This is a genomic window from Desulfobacter postgatei 2ac9 (assembly GCF_000233695.2).
Classification (GTDB): Bacteria; Desulfobacterota; Desulfobacteria; order Desulfobacterales; family Desulfobacteraceae; genus Desulfobacter; species Desulfobacter postgatei.
In genome coordinates this window covers 146859-168197 of the sequence record NZ_CM001488.1, presented here as the reverse complement: position 1 = coordinate 168197, position 21339 = coordinate 146859, and the positions used below count along the sequence as shown (strand labels likewise).

The following is a 21339-nucleotide window of genomic DNA, read 5'->3' as shown; positions in this document are numbered from 1 at the left end:
GGCATAAAATGATTCGAATCACCGACATATTGGACAAAATCTATGAATACAGTCCAGATGCGGATGTCTCGCTCATTGACCGGGCCTATATCTATTCCGCCCGGGTTCATGAAGGTCAGGTCAGGCTTTCAGGAGAGCCCTATCTGTCTCATCCCCTGGAGGTGGCCAATATTCTGGCCGACATGAAGCTGGACATGGAGAGTATTGCTGCCGCCCTGCTCCATGATGTAATTGAGGATACCCCTGCCACCAAAGAAGATATTGCTGATATGTTTGGCCCAGGGGTAGCCCATATTGTGGAGGGCGTGACCAAACTGTCCGCCCTGCATGCATCCACCAAGGTGGCCCAGCAGGCAGAATCCCTGCGTAAAATGATCCTGGCCATGGCAGATGATATCCGGGTGGTGCTCATCAAATTAGCAGACCGTCTGCACAATATGCGGACCCTTAAATACCACAAAAAACCTGAAAAGCAGGCGGCCATTGCCCAGGAAACCCTGGATATCTATGCACCCATCGCCGCACGTCTTGGCATCTTCTGGATTAAAAACGAACTGGAAGAGATTGCCTTTTTTTACACCCTGCGTGAAGAGCATGATCGTATCCTGACCCTGGTCAATAAGGCTAAGGACGAGCAGGAAGCGTATATTAATGAGGTCTCAGCCTCCCTGCACTATAAAATGGAAGAGATGGAACTGCCCTGCCAGATCAAGGGACGGTTTAAATCCTTTTACTCCATTTACCAGAAAATGTTGTCCCAGGGTCTTGAGTTTGATGAGGTTTATGATCTCATTGCCTTTCGAATCATCCTGGATACCGTGCCCCAATGTTATGCTGCCATGGGGGCGGTTCACTCCATGTGGAAGCCCATATATTATAAAATAAAGGATTATATCGGCAATCCCAAGCCCAATATGTACCAATCCATCCACACCACGGTAATCGGCCCCAAAGGTGAGCGGGTGGAAATCCAGATCAGGACCCATGAGATGGACCGGGTGGCAGAATCCGGCATTGCTGCGCACTGGTCATACAAGGAAGGGACCAGGATTGACGAAAACACCGGCGAACTGTTTGCCTGGATCCGGAATCTTGTGGAGAATCAGGAAAATCTTAAAGATCCGGATGAATTTCTTGAAAATGTGCGCATAGATCTCTATCCCGGTGAAATTTACGTGTTTACCCCGGTAGGAGAGATCAAAACCCTTCCCAAAAAAGCCACACCCGTTGACTTTGCCTACCGGATTCACACGGAAGTTGGGGCCCAGTGCACAGGTGCCCGGGTCAACGGCAAGCTTGTCCCCCTGTCCCATGAACTGCGCACCGGCGATACCATTGAAATTATAACCACCAAAGGACACAACCCAAGCCGGGACTGGCTCAATTTTGTTAAAACAGTTAAGGCAAAGACAAAAATCAGGGCCTATATCAATGCCAGGGAAAAGGAGAGAAGCTATTCCCTGGGACGGGAAATGTGTGAGAAAACATTTAGAAAACGAAATCAAAATTTCAATGCCCTGATCAAATCAGGTGATATCGCCAGGGTGGCGGACATATTGGGTTTCAAGACGATTGACGACCTGATCGCCCATGTGGGGTTCGGACAAATGACAGCACTTCAGCTGCTGAAACGCGCTGTGCCGGAGTTTGAAAAAGATTTAGAAGACGCCGATGATGCCCTCATTGAAAAAATAGTTTCCCGCCCTTCGGACAAACAACGGACCACCGGGATCATTGTAAAAGGACTTAATGATATTCTGGTCAGATTTTCAAAATGCTGCAATCCCCTGCCGGGGGATCCCATAATCGGATATATTACCCAGGGCCAGGGGGTGGCCATCCACCGAAAGAACTGCATTAATATTTTAAAAATGAGCAGTGAGAGGGTTATTGAAGTCGAATGGGCCAGTGGTATTAAGGAATCATACCCTGCGTCCATCTGCATCAAGACAGACGATCGCCATGGCCTTTTGGCCGACATTGCTGCTGTCATTTCAAAGGCCGGTATCAATATTTTAAACGCGCACTCGGAAACATCGGTCGAGGGTATCAGTATTTTTTATTTCACTATCATGGTGGAAAGTTCCGCGCAGCTTAAAAAAGTAATGGCAGAACTTCGCCGGGTGAAAACCGTTAACGAGGTTAAACGGGTCATCACTGAAGATATTACGTCAGGCTCGCAATCAAAATAAAACACCATCCATATTATTTGCCGTTTAAAGAGGCTTTTAAAATTGTAATATTGTTCTGCCTTCATCATTTCCTAACCAAACTTTATAATAATTAAACAAAGAATTGTTTAATTATGCTCAACAGCCTGTCAGGATCGTCGAGCCTAATCTTCTTAAATAGGGCTGACCCGGCCCGAACATTAACGCTTTAGCCTGGAATATTATGGTAAACGTTTTCAATTTACCACTCCCCGCCAGAAGACCGGAAAGGAAAGGTCCGGTAACCAACCTCCTTGCTCTCGATCAATACTTGAATCAACCACACCTTGAGAGCCTGTTTAAAAATTTTTATTTTAATGCGGAGATCTGTATGAAAAAAATTTTTATCCTGGATACCAACGTCATCCTACATGACAGCGGATGCATTCATCAATTCAAAGACAATGACATTTATATTCCCATTACGGTTATTGAGGAACTGGATAAATTTAAAAAAGGGAACAATGTCATTAATTGCAATGCCCGGGACTTTTTAAGGACCCTGGATGCTTTATCCTGTGATACGGTGCTCAACGGCGGGGCGCCCATTGATAACGGAAAAGGCAATATTGCCATTCGCCTGGATACCCCCTTGGATCCCATAATTAAAAACAATTTTAATGAAATCACCCCGGATATCAGAATTATAAATACTGCCTATTCCATTGCCAAAGAAAATGGTTTTAAAAATGTTGTTTTTGTAACCAAGGACGTGAACTTGCGCCTGAAAGCCCGCTCCATTGGTTTAAAAACTGAAAATTACAACTCCCAGTTTGTTGAAAACATCTCCGAGATGTACACGGGTATGAAGGTGGTGAATAACATCAGCTCCCAGGTACTGAGCGACCTGTATCAGAAGCCCTATGAAACCCAAACCGCAAGCCTGGGCCAGGAAGTTGCTCTTTTTGCCAATGAAAATGTGATACTGAAAAACGGATCCAAATCAGCCCTGGCCTATTTTGACGGCGCAAGTCAGACCGTCAAATTGATTCAACCCAGAACATGCTACGGCATCAAACCGCGGAATTCGGAGCAGACATTTGCCCTGAATGCCATGCTTAATCCGGATATATCCCTTGTTACCATTTCCGGCAAAGCAGGTACCGGAAAAACCCTGCTGGCTCTGGCCGCCGCCCTGGCTAAAAAGCAGTTTTACCGCCAGATTTTCATCGCCCGGCCTGTGGTTCCGCTGAGCAACAAAGATTTAGGGTTTCTTCCCGGCGATGTGGCGTCCAAGCTGGACCCCTATATGCAACCCCTGTATGACAACCTCTCTGTTATACAGAATCAATTTAATGAAAATGGTTCCAACGGAAAAAATATCAAGGAGTTAATAGAAGAGGAAAAGATCGTTATCACACCGATTTCATATATCAGGGGCCGATCTATTGTACGGGTCTTTTTTATCGTGGATGAGGCCCAGAACCTGACGCCCCATGAGGTAAAAACCATCATCACCCGGGCAGGGGAGGGTACAAAAATTGTTTTTACAGGGGATATATTCCAGATAGACCACCCCTATCTGGATACCCAAACCAATGGCCTTGCCTATATCATAGAAAAGATGAAGGGACAGAAGATTTATGCCCACATCAATCTTGAGAAAGGTGAGCGTTCTGAATTGGCCGAGTTAGCTTCAAAAATATTATAGCCCAAGGTTGAACAACAAAATTCCGGGTATGCGAGAGCATACCCGGAATTTACTGATAATATTTTTAATTCTATAAAAGGGTAATAATTTATCAACCCTAATAGCGAATTTTTATTTAGAGTTGCGCAGGAACCCGTGTTTGGAAAAAAAGTCACCCAGATTCAAGGCTCATAAAAATTTGTAACCGGAGCAACCTGGAAGGTTGTAAGGATTGCAAATTTTTATGCAACGTCGCACATGGGTGACTTTTTGTTCAAACACTAAGAGGCTTTGGTAACTTTTCCTGCCTTGATGCAGGATGTGCATACATCTATTTTTCTGACGCAACCCGGCTTAATCACCGCACGAACTCTCTGGAGATTGGGATTGAAGCGCCTTTTATTGAGATTATGGGCATGGCTGACATTATTGCCGACCATTGGTCTTTTTCCACAGATTGCACATTCTTTTGACATATTTATACTCCTAATAAAATCGCTCTATCAAAATTAAAACCCAAAATGAATACAACATATTAAAATAAAAGTAAAGGATTTTTATTTTTCGTCGTTGTTTTCGTCGTTGTCGGATTCGACTTCTTTAATGTGTTCAGACACCCCGGGAATTTTTTCAAGGGCGATCCGGCTTTGATCTGTCCCTGCATAGTTTTCCACAATATACTGGTAACGTTTAAGCGCAGCTTCGTATTTTTCTGTTTTATTATAAAAATTAGCGACATAGAGCTCATGAGCGGCCATATTATCGATGCAGGCGTCAATATGCGCCAGAGCCTCCTGGCTGTGCTCATCTTCCGGGAATAACCGGATCAGCCTTTCAAACTCAGCCATGGCCTTTTTTGCAGGCGTTTCATCCCTGTCGATGGTATCTATCTGATTAAACCAGCACATGGCGATTTGATTGATGATATAGGGCACAGCCTCATTTTTGGGATGCATTTTCTCAAAGTTTTCATAGGCGGCAATAGCCTCAGGATACTCCTCAAGATGAAAATGCGCATCGGCAATCTTTAATTCCGCCAGAATGGCATATTTACTAAACGGATACCAGTCTTTCAGGTCGGTATATGCCTTGATCGCATCTTCGTAATCCTCATTTATAAATGAAGCGGCGCCTTCTGCTGCCAGCTGCTGGGCATTTTTGTTCATCTGATGCTTTTCTTCATACAGGGAACACCCTGACAGCAAAAGAAAGACCAACCCTGTAATGAAAAATTTTTTCATTTTTATAAGTTCTCTATATAATGCTCTGCACTGACCGCAGCTATAGCACCATCTCCCACAGCTGTTGCAATCTGGCGCAAAGGCGTATCCCTGACATCGCCGATGGCGAATACACCGGGTACGTTGGTCTGCATTTTTGTGTCCACAACAATAAACCCGCTTTCATCGGTCTTCACATCACCTTTTATAAATTCGGTGTTCGGCAGAATACCGATCCAGATAAAGCAGCCGTTCGCTTCAATTTGGGACTCATTGCCGGTTTTTAAATTTTTGACATGAACTTTTTCAACGCCAAAAAATCCATCCATACCCGTCACTACACTATCCCAGAGGAATTCAATTTTGTCGTTGGCAAAAGCTCTTTCCTGAAGAATCTTAGTGGCCCGAAGTTCATCCCTGCGATGAACCACATACACTTTTTTAGCAAATTTGGTGAGGAAAATGGATTCCTGAATCGCTGTATCCCCGCCGCCTACCGCAACTAGCACCTTGTCCCGGAAAAAAGGCCCGTCACAGGTGGCGCAAAAGGAGACTCCTTTACCCATGAACTTCTCCTCACCGATTCCGGGTCTTTTGGGCGATGCGCCCGAGGCTATGATCAGGGATTTGGTTTTGATGCGTTTTTCCTTGAAAATAACTTCCTTGATCGTTCCGGAAAGATCAAGCCCCTGAACCTCTGCGGTTTCAATGTTTAAACCGAGAGTCAACGCCTGCTCTTTTATTTTTTCGGCCAGGTCATATCCGGAAATCCCTTCGGGGAATCCGGGATAATTTTCAATCCAGTCCGTTACAAGGATCTGCCCTCCAGGCACAGCCTTTTCAATCAGTAAAACATTCATCCGAGCCCGGGCCGCATACAGTCCTGCGGTCAGACCGGCGGGCCCGGCACCGATGATCACCAGATCATATTCACTCATTGAAAACCTCCTTAAAGAACGCTTTTGATGGCCTCTTCAAGTTTTTCCTTTGCGACCATGCCGGTAATCTGATTGACAACTGCTCCATCCTTAAAAAAGATAAGGGTTGGTATGGCCTGTACATTATGTTTGCTGGGGCTTATGGGGTTGTCGTCAACGTTGACCTTGGCAATGGTTATCTGATCACCAAATTCATTGGCTAATGCTTCAAGGGTAGGGCCAATGGCTTTGCACGGGCCGCACCAGGGTGCCCAGAAATCGACCATAATCGGCTTGTCAGAAGTTTTTAACAATTCGTCGAAGTCTTCATCATTGAGATGAATAATATTTTCGGCCATAGCTATTTCCTATTTTAGGTTAAAATTGCCGTAACTATAAGTTCATAATCGGGTTTTGTCAATTTGGGACGTCAAAATTCAGCATTGCTGTTAAAATTTAGGGATGCGCCTTGCCAAACAAAAGAACAAAGCGCATCCCTACTTGGGACTTTTCGATTACCAGTTTTCACCCAGGACCTCAAAATGAGCCTGGGGATGGGCACAGGCCGGGCACATTTCAACGGCTTCAGTCCCTTCATGCAGATAACCGCAGTTTCGACACCGCCAGGTGACCGGGGCATTCTTTTTGAAAACCGTGCCCGCTTCAATATTGGCCGCCATGTCATTGTATCTTTTTTCATGCTGTTTTTCAGCAACAGACACCATTTCAAAAACCAGGGCAATGTCATCAAAACCCTCTTCCCTGGCAATGGCGGCAAACGCTGGATACATATGGGACCACTCTTCATTTTCTCCGGCCGCAGCCGATTTCAGATTCTCCAGTGTGGTGCCAATGACACCCGCAGGAAAGGTCCCGGTAATCTCGACCTCCCCACCTTCAAGAAATTTAAAAAAGCGCTTTGCATGCTCTTTTTCCTGATCGGCAGTTTCGGCAAAAATTGCAGAAATCTGGACATATCCGTCCTTTTTAGCCTGACTGGCAAAATAGGTGTAGCGCATTCTTGCCTGGGATTCACCGGCAAAGGCGGTGAGCAGGTTCTTTTCTGTTCTGGTTCCTTTAAGACGTGCCATAATTTCAATCTCCTTCATTCCTTGTTTATATGCGGTGAGTTACCGCAACCAAAGTTACTCTTTTTTAACGAATATTAGGCAAAATATCCACGAATAAAAACGTTTAGGTCATCATAGCTGATCTTTTCCACCCTGGCCTGTCCGATCTGTCCAAGAAAAACAAAAAAGAGATTATGGCCTTGTTTTTTCTTATCCCTGGATGCCGCCTCAATGATTTGTTCCGGGGGAAAATCAAAGGTAACAGGCAGCCCAAGTCCTAAGAGCAGATCTTTGATTCGGTCCACATCCCCTTGATTGATGTACCCTCTCTGTTGGGAAAATTGTGCTGCCGCGACCATTCCTGCGGCGACCGCACGGCCATGGCCGCAGGGATTCAATTTTTCAAACGCATGTCCGATGGTGTGGCCGAAGTTAAGCTTGCGGCGTTCCCCGGTCTCCCGTTCATCTGCCTGGACCACACCGGATTTAATGGCCACTGAAGCCGCAACCATCCGGAAAACCGTTTCCCGGTCCCGGTTCAGGGCTTTATCGCGGTTGTTTTCGACAAATTCCAGAAGGTGCCGATCCTTGATCAGTCCATGTTTGACAATCTCGGCCAGGCCGTTGGAGATTTCCCTGTCCGGCAACGTGGAGAGCATGTCGATGTCACACAGCACAAATTGGGGTTGGCTGAAGACCCCCACCATATTTTTAAAGGCATCCAGATTGACGCCGTTTTTGCCTCCGACGCTGGCATCCACCTGGGAAAGAAGAGAGGTTGAAACAAAGCCGAAACGGATGCCTCTTAGAAATACAGACGCCACAAAACCGGCAATGTCACAGACAATGCCCCCGCCGATAGCCAGCAAAAAACTTGACCTGTCGCATCCGGCCTTAATCATTTCCCGCAGAATATATTCTACCGTAGCAAGGGTTTTTATCTTTTCCCCGGTTCCGACGGTGATCACATGACCGGCAGGGAATGATGCGCCGTAATGCTTGAGGATGTTTTCATCGGTAACAATAACCACAGAACCCTGATCCGGCAGGTAATCTCCTACACGGGACAAGGATTCTCCCACATGGATGGCGGATGTTCCTTGCCGGCCTTCAACTGTAAAGGTTTGAATCATATTTTTTACCTTGGGAAATGGTCTGGTTGGTATTCATTTTCTTCAGTTAATATTATTTTTAGTTCCATATGTTTTTAACAATATTCGCGGGTATGGGCAAACTAAAAAAAATTGCGGACTCAACCGCAGCTTTTTAGTGCAAAGATAATTTAATTAATATTTGATTTTAATCAATCTTCAATATAGACTTTGATAAAATATTTTGGAGCCATATGCAGTTAAAAGTTCTTATAACTGACGACCATGCCATTATTCGGGAGGGGTTAAGAAGCCTTCTGGAAAACAAGGGTATACAGGTCATAGATATTGCAAAGAACGGCAGAGAAGCGGTTGAAAAGGCAATCATCCTTAAGCCAGATATTGTAATGATGGACATCTCCATGCCTGATCTTAACGGTGTGGAAGCTACAGCCAAGATCAGGAAAGAGGTTCCCCATACCAGGGTGATCGCGCTGTCTATGCATTCGAGTAAAAAAATTGTTGATAAAATGTTTGATTCGGGCGCTTCCGGCTATATTCTTAAGGTGTCTGCCTTTGATGAAATCTATGATGCCATCCAGGAAGTTCTCCGTACAAATTTTTACCTGACACCCGTCATTGCCAGAATGTGTACCAACGACCTGGGTAAGGATCTGAGCGCATGCAAGGCTCAAACCCAATTCAATAAAATTTCCCGGAAGGAACGCAAGGTCCTTCAATTGATTGCTGAAGGCAAAAAAACCAGAGATCTTGCCGAGACACTGGGTGTAAGTATTAAAACCGTGGAGACCCATCGAAGAAATATTATGAAAAAACTAAATATTTTCTCAGTGGCCGGATTAACCAAGTATGCCATCCTTGAAGGCATCATCGACCTGGAATAGACACCGGCAAGGACGATACACCAGGATACGGACTGAATGGAACATATTACAACTGCAACCCAGTTTGAGAAAACAGATGCTGTGGAGGCGCTTGCCAACGGCATTGCCCATGACGTAAACAATCTGTTGACCGCCATCAAGGGGCATGCCTCTTTGATGCTGAATAATGTGAATCCCACAGACCCGCTCTACGGCCATATTATTGAAATTTTGTCCAGCGTTGACAAGGGCTCTGATCTTGCCAACCAACTGCTCGGCTTTGCCATGGCCGATGAGGTCTATTTAACACGCATGGATGTCAATAGGCTGGTTCGCTCTGTGTTGGAAACCCTGAATATGAAGGGACTCCGGATCATCCTGGATGTAAGTCTGCATGCTAAGCCTTTAATTATCAAAGGCGATCCTGAAAAAATTAAACAGGTGGTCACCGCCATAGTCAATAATGCATTGCAGGCCATGCCCGAAGGGGGCAAACTTTCCGTGCGCACGGAAGCTGCCGCAATTCTTAATGGTACGGCAGACGCCTTTGGATTGGAATCGGGTTTTTTTTGTAAAATTACCATATCCGATACGGGTATCGGCATGGACAGCGCCACCCTGGAAAAAATATTCAAAGCCTTTTATTCCCACAACCATAACCAGTTCCCCGAAAAAAAGGGGCTGGGTCTTACTTTTGCCAAGAAAATTGTAAGACATCACAAGGGCGTCATTGATGTATGGAGTTCTTTAAATGTCGGTTCTTCTTTTTCCGTTATTCTCCCCCTGGCAGAGGACAACCACCACATAGATGACCTGCCGTCTGCCCAGGAAGAACTGAAGCTTGGCCATGAGTGCGTGCTTCTGGTGGATGATGAACAGCGCATTCTCAACGTTGGACGTACAATATGCAAGGCCCTGGGCTATACGGTTTTCACAGCCGCTTCCGGCAAGGATGCCTTAAAAATCTACGCAGAAAAAAAGAACGACATAAATATTGTGGTTCTGGATATGATCATGCCGGGCATGGATGGGCTGGATGTCTTTATGGCGTTGAAAAAACTTAACCCCGATATTAAGGTTCTGCTCTCCACAGGATATGCTATTGATGAAAATGCCCAGGAAATGCTCAGGCAGGGTTGCAAGGGATATATTCTCAAACCCTATTCCGTGGTGGATTTTTCACATAAATTAAGAGAGATCCTTGAATGATAAATTTTGATAACACCGCTCCTGTCAAACTCAAAGGTGCCGGTAGCGGGTTATGGATTACCATAGACCCCTCCCACCCGGAGTCTGAAATCATTGCTGAAATTGACAGATTATTGGACAAACTCAAACATCTGGCCATAAATGCAGATGTGACCCTTGATATCGGTGATGCAAGCGGGCAGGAGGAACTGATTGACAGGATAAAATCACACCTTGAACGCGATTTTGAGCTCGGCACTATTTCGACTTCCCCCAAAAAACGCTCCATTCCCACCGAACGGCGCCGTCAAAGGGATCTGTCCAAGGGCTGGAACCATCATAAAAGTGACGTGCTTATGCTCAGGGGCAGGGTACGCTCGGGTCAGAAAATCAATGCCAAAAAACATCTGGTAATTACAGGAGACGTGAACCCGGGTGCAGAGCTTACCGCAGGCGGCGACATTATAGTGCTCGGGACTCTGACAGGAAAAGTCCATGCAGGATACCCGGAAAATAATGGGGCCATGATATTCTCCCTGGCATTTAATCCAAGTTTGGTAAAGATAGGACTGATAACAGCCACCGGAGCCGGCGAGTCAGGAAGGCAGGGTCCCGAATTTGCGTGTGTGGAGCAGGGGGGCATTGTGGTTAAAAATTATATGAAAGAAAATCCGTTTAAACGGATGCCCTGGCCGGAAGTGATTTAAAGAAAAAACAATCATAATTATTGAGGTGTAATTTTGGAAGGAAAAATTATTGTCGTAACATCTGGAAAGGGCGGCGTGGGAAAAACAACAGCGACCTCTTCCATTGGCGCGGCCCTGGCTCTTGAAGGAAAAAGGGTCGCCATTGTGGATATGGATATCGGACTGCGCAACCTTGATGTGGTCATGGGCCTGGAAAATCGGATTGTTTTTAATATTGTAGATGTGGTCCAGGGCCGATGCAAGATTGACCAGGCAGCCATTCGGGACAGACGTATTGACAATCTTTTTCTAATCCCGGCCTCCCAAAGTGATAATAAAGATGTGCTGACACCGGAAGGAGTTGAACAGGTGGCCAACGATTTGCGCACAAAATTTGATTATGTGATCATGGATTCTCCGGCCGGAATTGAAAGAGGGTTTGAAAACGCCACGGTCGGCGCCAATGAAGCGATTGTGATCTGCACCCCGGATGTCTCCGCCGTCAGGGATGCAGATCGGGTTATCGGCCTGTTGTATGCGCGCTCTATAGAGCCCAAGCTTGTTGTCAACCGTATAGAGCCGATGCGTGTGGAACGTGGTGAAATGCTCAGCCATGAAGATGTGCTGGATATATTGTCAATTGAGCTGGCAGGACTTGTGCCCATGGATGAAAAGGTTCTCATATCCTCCAACACCGGTACGCCCCTGGTGCTTCAGAATGATTCTATCGCCGGACAGGCCTTTCGCAGGATTGCTAAACGTCTCAATGGCGAAGATGTTCCCATTGAGGTACCGAACCGAAAAACCAGTGTATGGCGCAAATTGAGTAAAACTTTTGGGTTAAGATAAGGAGAATTGAATGCTGCAAGAATTTTTGAGACGGTTCAGAGGCCAGAAAAGAAGTAGTGACGAAGCAAAAAAGCGTCTTCAATTTTCTTTAGTTTACGACAAACTTGAAGTGAACGACACTATTTTGACTGATCTTCAGACGGATATCGTTAATGTGATATCAAAATATTTTGAAATTGATAGAGATGCATTGGAGCTTAAGGTAAAAAATGACAACCAGGTCTCTGCCCTTGTGTTTAACACCCCTATTCTCCACGTGAAAAGAAAACAGGCCTGATCCATACACTCTATTTCAGATGCGTTACCTGATCGGGTTGCCTTTTTCCTGCTCTTAATTCTGGTCTTGCTTGAATTTTCGCCCGGAAACAATTTGTTTCCGGGCGGTTTTAAATTTTCACCCTTCTTCCTTAATCCAGTGGCTTTACCGTTTTAATGGCCAGCTCCTGGAGCTGGGCCGCCGCAGCTTTTGAGGGCGCCTGCGTCATCAGGCAGGTGGCTTTCTGGGTTTTTGGAAAGGCAATGACATTGCGGATGGAATCCTCACGACAAAGCAGCATAACCAGACGATCCAGGCCAAATGCCAGCCCGCCGTGGGGAGGTGCGCCAAACGTCAGGGCTTCCAGCAGGAACCCGAACTTCTCCTTTGCTTCTTCCTCACCGATTCCTAAGCATTTGAGGACCCGTTGCTGCAGTTTGCTGTCATGGATACGGATACTGCCGCCGCCGATTTCAACACCGTTGAGAACCAGGTCATAGGCCCGGGAGTTAACTTCCAGGGGAGTGGTCTCCAGTTTGTCCAGGTCCGATTCCGTGGGTGCGGTAAACGGATGATGAAGCGCCTGGTAGCGTTTTTCCGTTTCATCATATTCAAACATCGGAAAATGGGTGATCCAGGTAAATTTGAACTCACTGTCATCAATGAGCCCAAGTCTGCGTGCCAACTCGTTTCTCAACTGACCCAGGGCCTCATTGGTGATTTTGGGCTGATCTGCCACAAAAAAGACAATATCACCGGGTTCAAGATCCAGGCGTTTCTTCAATGCCTCTTTTTCATCATCAGAGAAGAATTTTGCAATGGGGGACTGCCACTGATCGTCTTTTATTTTTATCCAGGCAAGGCCCTTGGCCCTGTAAACGGCTGCAAATTCGGTGAGTTCATCAATCTGTTTTCGGGTAAAATCTGCACAGCCCTTGACATTGATGGCCTTGACCAGGCCGCCGTTTTTAACCACAGAGGCAAACACTTTGAAGTCCGCATTGGCCACAATATCGGAGACATTTTTCAATTCCAGGCCAAACCTTAAATCAGGACGGTCTAACCCGAACCGGTCCATGGCCTCGGCCCAGGTCATGCTGGGGAAAGGTTCGGGGAAGTCCAAATCCAGCACCTTTTTGAATATGGCCTTGATCAATCCTTCGCTAATTTCCATCACCTGGTGTTCATCCACAAAGGAGAGTTCCATATCGATCTGGGTGAACTCGGGCTGGCGATCCGCCCGCAGGTCCTCGTCCCTGAAGCATTTGACAATCTGGTAATACCGGTCAAAGCCGGAAATCATCAAAAGCTGTTTGAAGAGCTGGGGAGACTGGGGCAGGGCGTAAAAATCGCCCTGGTTAACCCGGGAGGGGACCAGATAATCCCTGGCGCCTTCGGGCGTACTTTTGGTTAGAAACGGGGTTTCAATGTCCACAAACCCTTGGGCGTCCAGATAATTTCGAACGGTCATGGTGGTTTTGTGACGGGCCAGGATATTGTTTTTTAGCTGGGTACGCCTTAAATCCAGATAACGGTACTGGAGTCGTATGGTTTCCGATGCATCAACCCGGTCTTCAATCTGAAAGGCCGGTGTTTTGGCCCTGGAAAAAATCCGCAGCTCGTCCACAAGCACCTCTATGGCACCGGTGGTCATCCTGGGGTTGACCATGTCATCAGGTCTTGCCGACACTTTTCCTTTGATGCCCAGGACATATTCGCTTCTGATTTCCTGGGCTTTTTCATGGACATTCGCGGAGAACGACGGATCAAATACAATCTGAGTAATGCCTTCCCGGTCCCGAAGGTCCACAAAAATAACGCCGCCGTGGTCCCGGCGGTGCTGAACCCACCCCATGAGTACGACGTCCTGACCAATGTGGCTGTCTCCCAACTCAATGCAGGAGTGTGTGCGTTTCATATCTCCAAGTAAATCAGTCACTTTAATTCTTAAACTCCATAACTATATTAATTTTTAATTAATTGTGCCAAATCATTCACCAGATTATCCAGGCCGATTTCCGTTTGTTCCTTGGTAGCCATATTGCGCAGAACAAGTTTTTTTTGGGCAAGTTCATTGTCCCCGATAATGAGAACAAAAGCGGCATTAACCTTGTTTGCCCGTTTCATCAACGCTTTCATGCTTTTTCCACGGAAATCCGAATCTGTTCTTATGCCCATGGTATTCAGTCTGCAGGACCATTCAAATGCATATGCCTGGGCATCTGCTCCCAGGCTGACAATAAAAAGGTCCGGGCCCTTTTCACACACCTGGGTGTCAAGTTGTTCCATAACTTCCACCAGACGGTCAAAGCCGATGGCAAAGCCGATGGCCGGTGTTGAAGGCCCACCGAGCTCTTCCACCAGACGATCGTACCGGCCGCCGCCGGCAACGGCGGACTGGGCACCAAGCGTTGTGGTCTGAACCTCCCAGGCGGTACGGGTATAATAGTCAAGTCCACGAACCAGGGTGTCGTCAATCATGAAATCCACACCAAGTTTTTCAAGACTGGTTTTCACGGTTTCAAAATGGGTACGGCAGTCCGGGCACAGGTGATCCACTGTGGCAGGCGAGCCCTCAAGGGCCTGCCTGCATGTTTCTACTTTACAGTCCAGTATCCGCAGCGGATTTTTAACCAGCCTGCGTTTGCAGTTCTCACACAGATTGTCTTTTCGCTCGCCTAAAAAATCGAGCAGGGCTTTTTGAAAATCAGGACGGCAGACGGGGCAGCCAAGGCTGTTGATATGGGCCGAAAGGCCTTCAAGCCCGAGGCGGCGCAGCAAGGTGTGTAAGAGAAAAATCAGTTCACTGTCAATATAAGGGGATTCAACCCCAAAAACCTCTGCATCAATCTGGTAAAACTGGCGATAGCGACCCTTTTGCGGCCGCTCTCTGCGAAACATGGGGCCTGTCAGATAAAACTTGCGTACCGGTTCGGCAGCATACATTTTATGTTGGATATATGCCCTGCAAATGGATGCTGTGGCCTCGGGCCGCAGTGTGAGCATATCCCCTGTTCTGTCTTCAAAGGTATACATCTCCTTTTCGACAATATCGGTCGTTTCTCCAATACTCCGGGCAAACAGCGCTGTCTTTTCCACAATAGGGATACGGATTTCCCTGTATCCAAAGGATTCAAACAGGGCTGCCGCTTCTTGTTCCACCTTTTGCCACAGAGCAATTTGTTCCGGTAAAATGTCTCTGAATCCACGTATGGTCTGCATGCTTTTATATCTTTAACCTTTTACGTTCATTTCTAAAAAAATATACAGCCGATCTATATAGTTTAAAATCAGCGTCTTAGTCAACATATAATAAAAGGTCGGATATTGGCCATCAAGGCGAACGGGTCAATATTCGTTGGATGATTTCCCGAGCCTTGAAAGTTAACGGATACGGCAGTCCACCCCACGGTTAAAAAAATAAAAATTTTTGTTGCGCTTGATAGATCGAGCCGCTATAGTGGCTTTGAGTTCAAAAAAGCCACCACCAACGAGTGCAACCAAATATGTCACTATGCATGTTATCATTCAGGAATGAAAAAGAAAAAACATTAAGTGGTTCCATTCCCTTAACAGATCTGTCTGTATATCTTGCTAAACTAATTAATTCAGGCAATCCATTGCACAATCAGGCAATCCATTTCACAATTGCCGTCGGCATAAAGATGATAACTGTATCGAGAAACAAAACAATAATGCCAAATGATAGTTTTTATGAGCTAACAAATTATTTATTTTAAATAAGGCTAAAACCCCATGACTGCCACCTGTTCGTTTTTTTATGGAAACATATTAAATTTTGGTGGTGAATTTTGGCTACACTATCCTATTGACAAAACGGAAGTTCCTATCCTATATAGACTTAAACTTGATAAGAGATCTTTAAAACGACTGTTTAAATTTATTCAAATCCCAAACAGAAAGGAGGGCTTGGTGTGGGAAGACGTTTAGGGGGAGCTTTAAACCTTACTTGCGACGAGAAGGAGCAACTAACGATTCCTGAATGCAATATTTGAATGGATGATATTGCAGTAAGGTCAAGTTAGGTGTTCGAAAATAATCAGCATTTTGTTTTCGTAAGAGAGCAGGATGTTAAGATTGAAGTCTGTTGGTAATATCGAATGAATTGAGAAGTTCTTTTTAATTAAATTCACTACATTATCAGGGAGGAAAAATGCAACTAACTGGATTAAAATACGGAAAGCAATTGATGGATATCGTTGATTTCCCTGTAGCAGAGACCCTGACAGAAAATGCTACCAAAGAACAGATTGAAGCGCTGATCAAAAAAGGCGGCAAAGTCGTTGTAAAACCGTCTTTCATGGGCAGTGCCGGTAAAAAAGGAAAAGCAGGGCTGGTAAAAATTGTCGACAACTATGCAGACGCCAACCAGGCCAGAAAAGATCTTTGCTTTGCCGAATATAAGCAGGGCAATACAACACATAAGGCAAACGGCTGCACATTTGAAGAATTTGTCGCATCAGATTCAGAGCTTTATGTAAGTATTACAACATCTACAATCACCAGAACGCCGACCATGCTGCTGATTGTTGAAGGTGGTGTTGAAGTTGAAGAGCTGCCGCCCGAGAAAAAAGCGATCATTCCGTTTAACCCCAATGAAGGCCTCAGAGGTTATCATGTGAATGATGCCCTGATCAAACTGGGATGCCCCAAAGCCTTCATCAGTCCGCTGGTACAGCAGATTCCCAAACTGTGGGATCTTTATAACAATTATGGTCTGACCATGATTGAGATCAACCCCATTCGTATGCAAAAAGGCAAACGTCCCGTTCCGGTTGCCTGCGACGTTAAAGCCGCTTTTGATCAGGACGATCCCGCACATACCCGCATCAAATTCCCCAATGAAGTATTTGCTACGGAATTGACCGAATTCGAAACTGAAATCAACCAGCTGAGAACCTATCAGGGACAGAGCGACGTTGTGGAACTTAACCCCAACGGAACCATCCTGCCCTTCATGTTCGGCGGTGGTGCCAACAGTGCTGCCACTGAGGTTCTGGGCGACAAAGCAATGTTTTCATCTGACTTTGGTGGAAACCCGCCCTATGCAAAGATGAAAGAGATTGCAAGCATTTGCTACAAGCACTTTCTGAAGAATGCCAACATTGTTCAGATTATTGGTGGTAAAGCTAACAATACCGATATTTTCGTTACCATCAAAGCGATGCTGGATGCCCTGAGAGAAAACATTCATCTGAATCCTAATGTTCACGTTATAATCGGTCGTGGTGGACCAAACGTCGTGCAGGGAATGATTTATGCCCGTGACCTTCTTGACAGTATGAAAGTTCCTTACAAAATGTTCGGTTTCGACAGTAGTATGATTGGTGTATTGAATTACACCCTGGAACTGGATGCATGGATTACAGCAAATAAAAAATAATTAATTGCTGAACCAAAAACAAAGGTCAAAGGTAATCTGACGATTTAATTATAAATCAAAAGCATTTTAGCAAATTAACCAGAAAATAAATCATTTTATTGGAGACGCTATGAGCCAAACTAATCCCTTCCCCTACTACGTGGGAGTAAATAATCTAGAAGAAATAGCAAATAAAGAGACCCGGTGCGTAGTGATGAACCTTCTGGGTGGTGAAAGTAAAGGCGTAACCCCCACATCACACGAATTCAGCGGCGGTAACATTGTTGCTGGTGTTCAATACGGAAAATCCGGTGGAAAACTGGAAACCAAAATCGGTGATATCCCTGCATACGGCAGTATTAAAGAGATTATTGACGCCGGTATCAAATTTGATACAGGTGTTATCTACCTGCCGCCCACAGCAGTTGCAGCCGCAGCTGCCGAGCTGATCGCCCAGAATCCCGACCTGAAAAAAATCGTTATTTTGACTGAAAAAGTCGGTGTAAAAGATGCTGCGTTTATCCGCGCCATCGCACAGGAACATAAAATTGACGTATTTGGCGGAAATTGCCTGGGTATCGGCAACTCCTGGGACCAGGTACGTGTTGGTGGCGCCCTGGGTGGTAACAACCCGGGTGAATCCCTTGTAAAAGGCAGCGTTGCTGTTTTCAGTAACTCCGGTAACTTCAGTACCACCATCCCTGAATACCTGAAGACTGCCGGTTTCGGTACATCCACCGTACTGAGTTCCGGTAAAGACCTTTATATCCACTTTGCCTTCCCTGAATTCCTCTATTGCGCAGAAAATGATCCGCGTACCAAAGCGATCTTCTGCTATATTGAGCCCGGCGGATATTACGAAAAAATGGCCCTTGACTGGATTGCCGACGGCACCATCAAGCTGACCAAACCCATCGTAGCTTGCGTAACCGGTCGCTGGAAAGCAAACCTGAGCCGCGCGGTTGGTCATGCCGGCGCCATTGCCGGTGGCGGTGATGATGCCCTTGCAAAAGAGAAATGGTTTGATTCATATTTTGGTGTTGAGATGTTCAACCCTGACAAACCCAAAGCGTCCAAAAAGGGTGTCAGAATTGAATCCATCCAGGATGCGCCGACAGCTATGGCCGCTGTTTACAAAGAGATCGGTGAAAATAGCGATTTCCCACCCAAAGGCGACTTGAGCCTGAAACCCTGGTTTGTAAATGATCAGGGCCTGGATCTTCCTGCAAAACTGAAAATGGCTGCCGTTGAAGCCATGGAACCCTACAACGATGCCATCAAAAAACTTGGTAATCAGGTGGGTGCCCAGCTGACCAGAGAATCCATGCGCAACAAGTCCGGCGCAAGCCGCATGAATTCGAAAACCGACGTTACCGAAGTACATGGTGTTCCGGTTCTTGATCTTGTTGTAAAACACTTTGCCCTTTCCAACTTCTTTGCCGTATCTTCTGTAATGCCCGATGAGAAATATCTGCCGCTAGCCAATGCCATAATGAACTATTTTACAGCTGTGGGTACGCAGTACATGGATATTACCGCCCGTGCCCGCGCTAATGGCGCCCTGCCTAACGCTTATCTTGGCGCTGCAGTCTTAACATCCGGTAACTGCAAGCTGTATCAAGACATGACAGAGATGACCCAAAAAATGATCGATCTTTTCTATGTCGATATCTTTGGCGATGCTTCTGTAAACGATACGCTTGTTGCTGAAAAAGTGGCACAGAAGATTATGCCCCAGGGTGAAACAACAGCTAAAGAAGCAGAAGTTGCTGCATTCTTCGGTAAACTGCTGGCCAAAGAAGGTTTGGAAACCATCTTCACCAAATATGCCCAGAAATATGCCGAAGCAAACAGTGATGTAAACAAACTCAGCCTGCTTCTGGCTGCCATGAGCTTAAGCGTTATCTGGACGCCTCTGGTTGACAGGCAGATGACCCGTGAAACCGCTCATGAAGTTGCTACATATCTGGCATGCAACGGCGTCCTTGTCGGTTGCTGCGCACCCCAGTATGAGGTCAACGATTTCTACAAATCCTTGGTAGAACTCAGCGATCTGTCCGTGCTGAATACTGACTTTGCAACAACCTGCTTTAAACTGCTGTTCAACCGTGATTGCAATGCAAGAGAACAGTTTGCCACCAACGGCCTGCTCAACCTGCTGATGTCCAACGGCCCGGGCACCATCAGTGCCAAGGGTGCCAAGGAATCCGTCAGTGGCGGTAACTATATCGCTACATGCTACTCCGGCTGGATGAACAACACCGGTCGTGACCATGGCGGCAACGGTTTTGAAGCCATCAAGTTCCTCAAAGATGCCTTTGGTGACTTTGATCCGTACCTGGAACCCGATGACGCCAAGCGCGATGCCAAGATGAAAGCGATTGCCCAGGCCACTGCAGAAAAATACCTGAGCACCAAACAAACGGCAAAACGCGAAGGTATTATGAACTACTTCAAGGTACCGTGCGTAAACCATCCTGTATTCAAAGGAAAACCGGTTAACTACGATCCGCGTGAAGTTTTCATGGACAAACTGTTCGCTGAAAGAAACGAGATCAACCACTTCCAGGTATTCTATCATCACCTGGTTAAAGCGATGTTTGAAGTTGGCGCTACCAAGAACGTATTCTGCGTGAATATTGATGGCGTTATCGCAACCATCTCCCTTGACCTGCTCTGGAAAGATGTAAACAGCGGAAAAATTGATGCCAAAGCTATGCAGGATATCGCATTTATCTTGTTCCTGCTTGGTCGTATGGTGGGTTGCTCTGCTGAAATTGCTGACCACAAAGCTCGCGGTATGATCATGGATTGCCGTACGCCTGCAAGCCAGGTTGAATTTGTTGGCTAACATCCAATTGTTTTTAAGGGAAAGTTAGTTTTTTAACTTTCTTTAAGATCTACAAAAAAACTGAGCTAAGTTTTAACGAACTTGCTCAGTTTTTTTGTTTTCAAAGGAGCGGTTTCGTGAAAGGTTACGTTCAGGTTTACACGGGCAATGGTAAAGGGAAAACAACCGCCGCTATCGGTATCGCAGTCAGGGCGGCCGGTGCCGGGCTTGGGGTTTTCATTATTCAGTTTATGAAAAACGGCCTCTATTCTGAAATAAACGCACTTAAAAAGTTCGATAATATCTTTGTTGAACAATATGGTGCCGGGCAATTTGTTAAAGGCAAACCGTCTGATGCAGAGAGAGCCAAATGCCGGCAAGGGTATAAACGGTTATGCAGCATCATTGAAGCCGGACAACATGATCTTGTTATCGCTGAGGAGGCCAATGTCGCCTGTTTATGCGGTTTACTTTCAGAGGAAGACCTATTACATATGATTGATATAAAACCTGAGCATACTGAACTTATTTTGACCGGACGCGGCGCTCCTGCTGCCGTTATCGATAAAGCAGATCTTGTAACGGAAATGAGAGAAATTAAACATTATTATCAACAAGGTGTTGCGGCCAGGGTGGGAATTGAGAAGTGACGTAAACAAAATCAATGCGGAACAGGCCAATAATATTCCGACATTGGCAGATCTTGCAGTAAAGTACGGAACCATCTCCCAGGATCAGCATGGGTACCTGATACAACTTTTCACCTTTAAAAACGGGCAGGCCGGTTATGAGGATCTGTTACGTGATGAAGGCATGGCAACGCCCTATCAGCTTGGGTTGCTTAAGCTGATTCAGGAGTACCTTATTGTTCGCAAAAGCGGCGAAGAATTCGGTAAAATTGCCATTGAAAAAGGCCTTGCCACCACGGAAGATATCAATCAGGCATTGGAATTACAAAGAAAGGTATTTAAAAAGTCACGACATAAAAAACTTATCGGTGACATTCTTGTTGAAACCAGGATTTTAACAATCAAACAAAAAGATCTGATCCTCAAGGAGCAGAATTTATTTAATAGATATGGTGATGACTGTGTGCCACGAAGGCAGACACTGTTGCAATAAACA

At 45.9% G+C, this 21339-nt stretch carries 19 protein-coding genes; 11 read left to right on the top strand and 8 right to left on the bottom strand.

Annotation, left to right across the window (positions count from 1 at the left end; genetic code table 11):
• The first annotated feature begins 8 nt into the window (after positions 1–8).
• Positions 9–2192, top strand: a complete 2184-nt coding sequence (locus DESPODRAFT_RS00945) for a RelA/SpoT family protein (RefSeq protein ID WP_004070595.1) — start codon at positions 9–11, stop codon at positions 2190–2192.
• A gap of 349 nt (positions 2193–2541) precedes the next feature.
• Complete coding sequence (locus DESPODRAFT_RS00940; protein WP_004070593.1) at positions 2542–3861, top strand: PhoH family protein; 1320 nt, start codon at positions 2542–2544, stop codon at positions 3859–3861.
• Between the two features lie 260 nt (positions 3862–4121).
• Here the strand turns inward: DESPODRAFT_RS00940 and rpmB are convergent, their stop codons facing one another.
• From rpmB to aroB, 6 genes are all read right to left on the bottom strand, one after another.
• Positions 4122–4316, bottom strand: a complete 195-nt coding sequence (rpmB, locus tag DESPODRAFT_RS00935) for a 50S ribosomal protein L28 (RefSeq protein ID WP_004070591.1) — start codon at positions 4314–4316, stop codon at positions 4122–4124.
• Positions 4317–4397: 81 nt separating this feature from the next.
• Entirely contained in the window at positions 4398–5081 is a 684-nt protein-coding gene (locus DESPODRAFT_RS00930; RefSeq protein WP_004070589.1) for an outer membrane protein assembly factor BamD, read from the bottom strand.
• Between the two features lie 2 nt (positions 5082–5083).
• On the bottom strand, positions 5084–5998 hold the full coding sequence (gene trxB / locus DESPODRAFT_RS00925; protein WP_004070588.1) for a thioredoxin-disulfide reductase: 915 nt from the start codon (positions 5996–5998) through the stop codon (positions 5084–5086).
• 11 nt (positions 5999–6009) lie between these two features.
• Positions 6010–6336 (bottom strand): thioredoxin, encoded by a 327-nt coding sequence (gene trxA, locus DESPODRAFT_RS00920; RefSeq protein ID WP_004070587.1) that lies wholly within the window; start codon positions 6334–6336, stop codon positions 6010–6012.
• Positions 6337–6492: 156 nt separating this feature from the next.
• Entirely contained in the window at positions 6493–7068 is a 576-nt protein-coding gene (gene rbr / locus DESPODRAFT_RS00915; RefSeq protein WP_004070586.1) for a rubrerythrin, read from the bottom strand.
• Positions 7069–7142: 74 nt separating this feature from the next.
• On the bottom strand, positions 7143–8180 hold the full coding sequence (gene aroB, locus DESPODRAFT_RS00910; protein ID WP_004070582.1) for a 3-dehydroquinate synthase: 1038 nt from the start codon (positions 8178–8180) through the stop codon (positions 7143–7145).
• A 212-nt stretch (positions 8181–8392) separates the two neighbouring features.
• On the opposite strand from aroB, the gene DESPODRAFT_RS00905 reads away from it, so the two are divergent.
• The 5 genes from DESPODRAFT_RS00905 to minE are packed head-to-tail and all read left to right on the top strand — an operon-like array spanning position 8393 to position 12022.
• Positions 8393–9043, top strand: a complete 651-nt coding sequence (locus tag DESPODRAFT_RS00905) for a response regulator (RefSeq protein ID WP_004070581.1) — start codon at positions 8393–8395, stop codon at positions 9041–9043.
• 36 nt (positions 9044–9079) lie between these two features.
• Entirely contained in the window at positions 9080–10231 is a 1152-nt protein-coding gene (locus DESPODRAFT_RS00900) for a hybrid sensor histidine kinase/response regulator (protein WP_004070580.1), read from the top strand.
• Positions 10228–10917 (top strand): septum site-determining protein MinC, encoded by a 690-nt coding sequence (locus DESPODRAFT_RS00895; RefSeq protein WP_004070579.1) that lies wholly within the window; start codon positions 10228–10230, stop codon positions 10915–10917. Before DESPODRAFT_RS00900 ends, DESPODRAFT_RS00895 begins: the two co-directional genes overlap by 4 nt.
• 33 nt (positions 10918–10950) lie before the next feature.
• Positions 10951–11745 carry a septum site-determining protein MinD gene (gene minD / locus DESPODRAFT_RS00890; protein ID WP_004070578.1) on the top strand — a complete coding sequence of 265 codons (795 nt, stop codon included), beginning with the start codon at positions 10951–10953 and terminating at the stop codon, positions 11743–11745.
• 10 nt (positions 11746–11755) lie between these two features.
• Positions 11756–12022, top strand: a complete 267-nt coding sequence (gene minE, locus DESPODRAFT_RS00885; RefSeq protein ID WP_004070577.1) for a cell division topological specificity factor MinE — start codon at positions 11756–11758, stop codon at positions 12020–12022.
• A gap of 130 nt (positions 12023–12152) precedes the next feature.
• On the opposite strand, the gene aspS is transcribed toward minE, so the two are convergent.
• Positions 12153–13940 (bottom strand): aspartate--tRNA ligase, encoded by a 1788-nt coding sequence (aspS, locus tag DESPODRAFT_RS00880; RefSeq protein ID WP_004070576.1) that lies wholly within the window; start codon positions 13938–13940, stop codon positions 12153–12155.
• Between the two features lie 26 nt (positions 13941–13966).
• Positions 13967–15223 carry a histidine--tRNA ligase gene (hisS, locus tag DESPODRAFT_RS00875; protein WP_004070575.1) on the bottom strand — a complete coding sequence of 419 codons (1257 nt, stop codon included), beginning with the start codon at positions 15221–15223 and terminating at the stop codon, positions 13967–13969.
• A 988-nt stretch (positions 15224–16211) separates the two neighbouring features.
• Here hisS and DESPODRAFT_RS00865 point away from each other — a divergent pair.
• The 4 genes from DESPODRAFT_RS00865 (at position 16212) to DESPODRAFT_RS00850 (ending at position 21336) form a co-directional block, all read left to right on the top strand.
• Positions 16212–17405 carry an ATP-grasp domain-containing protein gene (locus DESPODRAFT_RS00865; protein WP_216594031.1) on the top strand — a complete coding sequence of 398 codons (1194 nt, stop codon included), beginning with the start codon at positions 16212–16214 and terminating at the stop codon, positions 17403–17405.
• Between the two features lie 109 nt (positions 17406–17514).
• Positions 17515–20235, top strand: a complete 2721-nt coding sequence (locus DESPODRAFT_RS00860) for a CoA-binding protein (RefSeq protein ID WP_004070571.1) — start codon at positions 17515–17517, stop codon at positions 20233–20235.
• A 116-nt stretch (positions 20236–20351) separates the two neighbouring features.
• On the top strand, positions 20352–20864 hold the full coding sequence (locus DESPODRAFT_RS00855; RefSeq protein WP_004070569.1) for a cob(I)yrinic acid a,c-diamide adenosyltransferase: 513 nt from the start codon (positions 20352–20354) through the stop codon (positions 20862–20864).
• The gene (locus DESPODRAFT_RS00850; RefSeq protein WP_004070567.1) at positions 20854–21336 is read left to right on the top strand and encodes a hypothetical protein; all 483 of its coding nucleotides are present in this window, start codon (positions 20854–20856) and stop codon (positions 21334–21336) included. Before DESPODRAFT_RS00855 ends, DESPODRAFT_RS00850 begins: the two co-directional genes overlap by 11 nt.
• Positions 21337–21339: the final 3 nt, after the last annotated feature.